Origin of the sequence: Rathayibacter rhapontici (assembly GCF_001995175.1) — a bacterium.
Classification (GTDB): domain Bacteria; phylum Actinomycetota; class Actinomycetes; order Actinomycetales; family Microbacteriaceae; genus Rathayibacter.
The window spans coordinates 1-4,902 of record NZ_MUKN01000105.1 but is presented as its reverse complement, the minus strand read 5'-3'; the positions used below and the strand labels follow the sequence as shown (position 1 = coordinate 4,902).

Here is a 4,902-nt window from a genome sequence, read left to right as displayed (position 1 = left end):
CCCCCCGTCGTCCGCCGCACCTCCCGTCGCCCGGGACCCGCAGCGCTCCGACCCGCAGCGCGACGACCGCCCCGAGGGCGCCACCGCGCCGTCGCAGCGCGACACCGCGCCGAACGGCACCGTCTACCAGTGGCCCGACCCGCGCGGCGGCTGGGACGCGCCACCCGTCTGGGAGGACGTCGTCACTCCGCCCGCCGAACCGGACGACGACGCCGGCGACGAGGAGCTCTGGCGGGGCACCGCGTTCGCGTGGAACCTCGCGCCGACGGACTCCGACGAGTCCGACGCGTCCGGTCCGCGCGAGGCCTCCTCCGCCGACGGTGCGGACGCTCCGTTCAGCACGACGACCGCGTCGGCGCACGTGAACGCCTCCGGCGAGAAGGCGCCCCGGTCCAAGCCCGCCCGCGATCGGACTCCGCGCGAGAAGACCCCGCGCGAGAGGACTCCGCGCGACAAGACCGCGCGCGCTGCCCGGCAGAAGCCTCCGCGCGCCGACGGCCCGGCACCGAGCGGCCCCACCACGGCCGGCATCGCGACCGAGCCCCCCAGCATCGCTCCGCTCTCGCCGCCGTCCCCCGGGCGGACGGCGGGACGGCGCCGACTCCTGATCGCCCTGATCGCGGTCGGAGTCGTCGTGATCCTCGCCGTCGTCGCGGCCATCGGCTACGCCGTGGCGTCCGCGAACCGCCCCGGCGCCGCGGCGCCGATCGCCACGCAGACTCCCACCGAGGAGGCGAGCCCGACCCCCGAGCCCACCGCGGCCCTCCCGACGGTCGGCCCCCTGCCCGCCGGCACCTACGCGTGGAGCGCCCTGCTCGGCGGGGAGTGCCTGCAGCCGTTCGACTCCGTCTGGGCCGAGGAGTTCACCGTGGTCGACTGCGCCGCTCCGCACGCCGGGCAGCTGGTCGCGGCCGAGCCGCTGACCGAAGAGGTGTTCCCCGGACCCGACGCTCTCGCGCTCTCGGTCGCCTCGCTCTGCCAGGCGCCGGAGTGGTCGACGTCGCGGCCGCGGAGACCTACGGCGACGTCCAGGTCTCGGCCTCGTTCACGGTGACGCAGGAGCAGTGGGACGCGGGCGAGCGCCGGTCGTTCTGCTTCGTCGACCGCGAGGGCGGCGACGAGCTGGTCGGCTCGCTCGCCGGCTCCGCCGCGGCCTGAGTCAGACCAGGCTGCAGCCGTACGGGCCGGCGTCCGTCCCCCACAGCGTGAGGGGCACGTCCAGCAGCGGTCCGACGTGGGCGAGCTCGACGACGTCCGTGCCGTTGCCGACCTCGAAGGTGAGACTCGCGTTCGCGCCGCGCACCGTGTACGCGTCCACGCCCACCGGGTCGTCGGTGCCGGTCACCTGCGCGGTCCCCGCGAGCGCCGCCTCGAGCTCCGCACGCGTGGAGCCGATGCCGGCGCCGCCCGCGGTCCGGAGTGCCGGGCTGCTCACGACGATCAGCCGCAGCGGAGCGGTCTGCTCGTCGGCGAGGAGGCCGAACGGGAAACGCCCCATCACTCCCGGCTGCGTCTCGTCGGGGTAGTTCGGCACCCAGCGGCCGGGCGCTCCGTCCACCTCGACGCCCGCCTCCTCCCACGCCGGGGTGCAGAAGTCGGCGTCGAACGCGGCGAGGGCCGACGCGCCCGCGTCCGTGGGGATCGGCTGCCCGACGAGCAGCGAGCCGGCGCCGCCGGGCGCGATCAGGCCGTCCGGAGTGAGCACGAGATCGCTGAGCGCGGGAGGCCCGGCCGGAGCGGCGGGGGCGGCCGGAGTGCCCGGGTCGGTGGTCGCGCCGCCGGACGGGGCCCCGGTGCTCGGAGCGGCGGTCGTCGGCACCGCGCTCGATCCGGTGGCCGTCGGCGCCGGCACGGCCGTCGCCGCGGCGCTCGGCGTCGAGGGGATCCGCGTCGCCGTCTCGGCGCATCCGGTCAGGGCGAGCAGCACCGCGGCCGTCGCGACTCCGGTGCGCAGCGCGGGGTGGAAGCGGGTCATGGTCGTCTCCTCGCGGGCACCGTTCCGGGCGTGCCCCTGCGTCAGTATCCCGGGCGTCGCTGCACGGAGGGAAGCGGCCGTCCTCCGCTGGGCCCTGCTTGTAGGGTTGCCGATCGTGGACGAGAACGAGAGGCCCTCCGGGACCGGCCCCGCGCCCTCCGTCGAGGCGACGACCAACGGTGTGGGCCCCTGGATCGGCGAGCCGCCCGAGGACGAGCGGCTCGACCCGGAGCTGCTCGCGCACGGCGACGCGCGCAACGTGATCGACCGCTTCCGCTACTGGCGGATGGAGGCGATCGTCGCCGAGCTCGACCGCTCCCGCCACCCGTTCCATGTGGCCGTCGAGAACTGGCAGCACGACATGAACATCGGCTCGATCGTGCGCAGCGCCAACGCGTTCGGAGCCCGCGGCGTGCACATCGTCGGCCGGCGCCGCTGGAACAAGCGCGGCGCGATGGTGACCGACCGCTACCAGCACGTGCAGCACCACGAGACGGTGGCCGAGCTCGTCGAGTGGGCGCGGGCGGAGGGGCTGCCGCTGGTCGCGATCGACAACGTGCCCGGCTGCGTCCCGATCGAGACCTTCGCGCTGCCCGAGCGCTGCGTCCTGCTGTTCGGTCAGGAGGGGCCGGGGCTGTCGGACGAGGCGATCGCCGCCTCCGAGGCCGTGCTCGAGATCTCGCAGTTCGGCTCGACGCGCTCGATCAACGCGTCGGCGGCCGCCGCGGTCGCGATGCACGCGTGGGTGCTGCAGCACGTGCGCTTCTGAGCGACGGGCCGCCGCCCACGGACCCGCGGGTCAGACCACGACGTCCGGCGGGAACTCCGACTCGAGCGGCTCGCCCGACAGCAGCTCGTGCACTCCGCTCAGCACCTCGTCCGGACGGAACGGGTAGCGCTCGATCTCGGCGGCGTCGCTGATCCCGGTCATCACGAGGACCGTGTGCAGGCCCGCCTCGATGCCGGCGACGATGTCGGTGTCCATCCGGTCGCCGATCATGCCGGTGTTCTCGCTGTGCGCGCCGATCTTGTTCATCGCCGAGCGGAACATCATCGGGTTCGGCTTGCCGACGACGTACGGGTCCTTGCCGGTGGCCTTGGTGATCAGGGCGGCGATCGCTCCCGTCGCGGGCATGACGCCCTCGGAGCTCGGCCCCGTCGCGTCGGGGTTCGTCACGATGAACCGGGCGCCGCCGATGATCAGGCGGATCGCCTTCGTGATCGCCTCGAAGCTGTAGTTGCGGGTCTCGCCGACGACGACGTAGTCGGGGGAGGTCTCGGTCATGATGAAGCCGGCCTCGTGGAGCGCGGTCGTGATTCCCGCCTCGCCGATCACGAACGCGCTGCCGCCGGGCATCTGCGAGGCGCAGAAGTCGGCGGTGGCGAGCGCGCTCGTCCAGATGCGCTCCTCCGGCACGTGCAGCCCCGAGGCGCGCAGGCGCGCGGCCAGGTCGCGCGGCGTGAAGATCGAGTTGTTGGTGAGCACCAGGAACGGGACGCCCGCGTCGGTCCACTCCTGGATCAGCTCGGGCGCGCCGGGGAGCGCCTTGTTCTCGTGCACGAGCACGCCGTCCATGTCGGTGAGCCAGGCCTCGACCTCGCCGCGATGTGCTGCCATGCCCCCGATGCTATCTCCGGCGCCCCCGTCGCGCCCGGGCCGGGGAGGCGGGCTCAGCCGATCAGGGACGGCTGCAGGTCGCGCAGGGTGCGGAACCGCGTCATGCGGACCACTCCGATCGCCGCGAGGGCCAGACCGCCCGCGAGCCAGCAGAGCAGCACGAGGGAGTCGTGCAGCGCCGCCCCGCCGTCGCCGCCGTACATGAGCTGCCGCACGGCGTCGGTGGCGAAGCCCATCGGCAGCACGTGGTGCAGCGCGGCGAGCGGCCCGGGCAGGGTCTGCCAGGGGAACGTGCCGCCCGCGGTCACGAGCTGCACCACCATCAGCACGAGGCCGAGGAACTGGCCGACGCTGCCCAGCCAGACGTTGAGGGCCAGGATCATCGCGGCGAACGTCAGCGAGGCGAGCGCCATCACGTTGTAGACGCCGAGCGGCGAGGCGACGTCGAAGCCGAGGGCGAGCGAGATGATCGCGAAGAGCCCGGCCATCTGGACCACGCCGAGCAGGCCCGGGGTGAGCCAGCCGGCGAGGGTGACCCGGAGGGGCGAGTGCAGCGCGGTGATCGCGCGGCGCGAGACCGGCTTGACGATGAGGAACAGGGCATAGATCCCGATCCAGCCCGCGAGGCTCGCGAAGAACGGGGCGAGCCCGGCGCCGTACGTGCCGGCCGAGGCGACCTCGCTCCGGTCCACGGCCACCGGATCGGCGATGGCGGAGGCCTGCGCCGCCTGCTGCTCCGCCGAGCGGTCGGGGATCGCGACGACGCCGTCCTCGAGGCCGTCGCGGAGCGTCGTGGCGCCGGTGGTGAGGTCGCCGAGTCCGGTGGTGAGGTCGCCGAGGCCGTCTCGCAGGGTCGCCGAGCCGTCGCGGAGGGAGGAGGCGCGTCGCGGAGCGTGGCGGCGCCGTCCGCGGCGGACTGAGCGCCGGCGGCGGCGGTGGCGGCTCCGCTCGTCAGCTGCGACGAGCCGTCGGCCGCGCTCGCGATGCCCGCGGTGAGGGCCGGAGTCGCGTCGGCGAGGGCCTGCGCGCCGGTCGCGACCTGCTGCGCTCCTCCGGCGAGCCGGTCGATCAGCGCGACCTGGCCCTGCGCCTGGGCGTTCGCGGCCAGGGTGTCGTCGCCGAGCGGATCCAGCAGAGCGAGCACCTCCGCGATGCGCGCGGGATCCAGTCCGGACTCCTGCAGGCTCGCCTCGATGCCACCGCGGATCGCGGGGACGCTGTCGGCCACCTGCTGCGAGGCGGCGCCCACGGCGTCGGCCTGCGCGGCGAGGGCGGAGTCGCCCGCGGCGACCTGGGCGGCGCCCTCGGC

4 protein-coding genes and 2 pseudogenes are annotated in these 4,902 nt (G+C 74.8%); 3 read left to right on the top strand and 3 right to left on the bottom strand.

Features of this window, described 5'->3' with window-relative positions:
- Together B0T42_RS20335 and B0T42_RS20330 are read left to right on the top strand one after the other, a co-directional pair.
- Positions 1-1,054 (top strand): annotated as a pseudogene (locus tag B0T42_RS20335) (hypothetical protein); the annotation flags it as partial.
- Positions 991-1,158, top strand: coding sequence for a hypothetical protein (locus B0T42_RS20330; protein WP_158078194.1), 168 nt, complete (start codon positions 991-993; stop codon positions 1,156-1,158). The pseudogene B0T42_RS20335 and the gene B0T42_RS20330, both read left to right, overlap by 64 nt.
- 1 nt (position 1,159) lies before the next feature.
- On the opposite strand, the gene B0T42_RS18580 is transcribed toward B0T42_RS20330, so the two are convergent.
- Positions 1,160-1,975: a hypothetical protein gene (locus B0T42_RS18580; protein ID WP_139344587.1), complete on the bottom strand. Its 816-nt coding sequence runs from the start codon at positions 1,973-1,975 to the stop codon at positions 1,160-1,162.
- A gap of 115 nt (positions 1,976-2,090) precedes the next feature.
- On the opposite strand from B0T42_RS18580, the gene B0T42_RS18575 reads away from it, so the two are divergent.
- On the top strand, positions 2,091-2,744 hold the full coding sequence (locus tag B0T42_RS18575) for a TrmH family RNA methyltransferase (protein WP_236720414.1): 654 nt from the start codon (positions 2,091-2,093) through the stop codon (positions 2,742-2,744).
- Positions 2,745-2,774: 30 nt separating this feature from the next.
- On the opposite strand, the gene B0T42_RS18570 is transcribed toward B0T42_RS18575, so the two are convergent.
- Positions 2,775-3,593 carry an HAD-IIA family hydrolase gene (locus B0T42_RS18570; protein WP_077224455.1) on the bottom strand — a complete coding sequence of 273 codons (819 nt, stop codon included), beginning with the start codon at positions 3,591-3,593 and terminating at the stop codon, positions 2,775-2,777.
- Positions 3,594-3,646: 53 nt separating this feature from the next.
- Positions 3,647-4,902, bottom strand: a pseudogene (locus B0T42_RS22870) (YhgE/Pip family protein); the annotation flags it as partial.

Excerpts from the sequence above, each read along its gene's own strand:
- B0T42_RS18570 (WP_077224455.1), bottom strand. The coding sequence starts at position 3,593 with ATGGCAGCACATCGCGGCGAGGTCGAGGCCTGGCTCACCGACATGGAC.
- B0T42_RS18580 (WP_139344587.1), bottom strand. The coding sequence starts at position 1,975 with ATGACCCGCTTCCACCCCGCGCTGCGCACCGGAGTCGCGACGGCCGCG.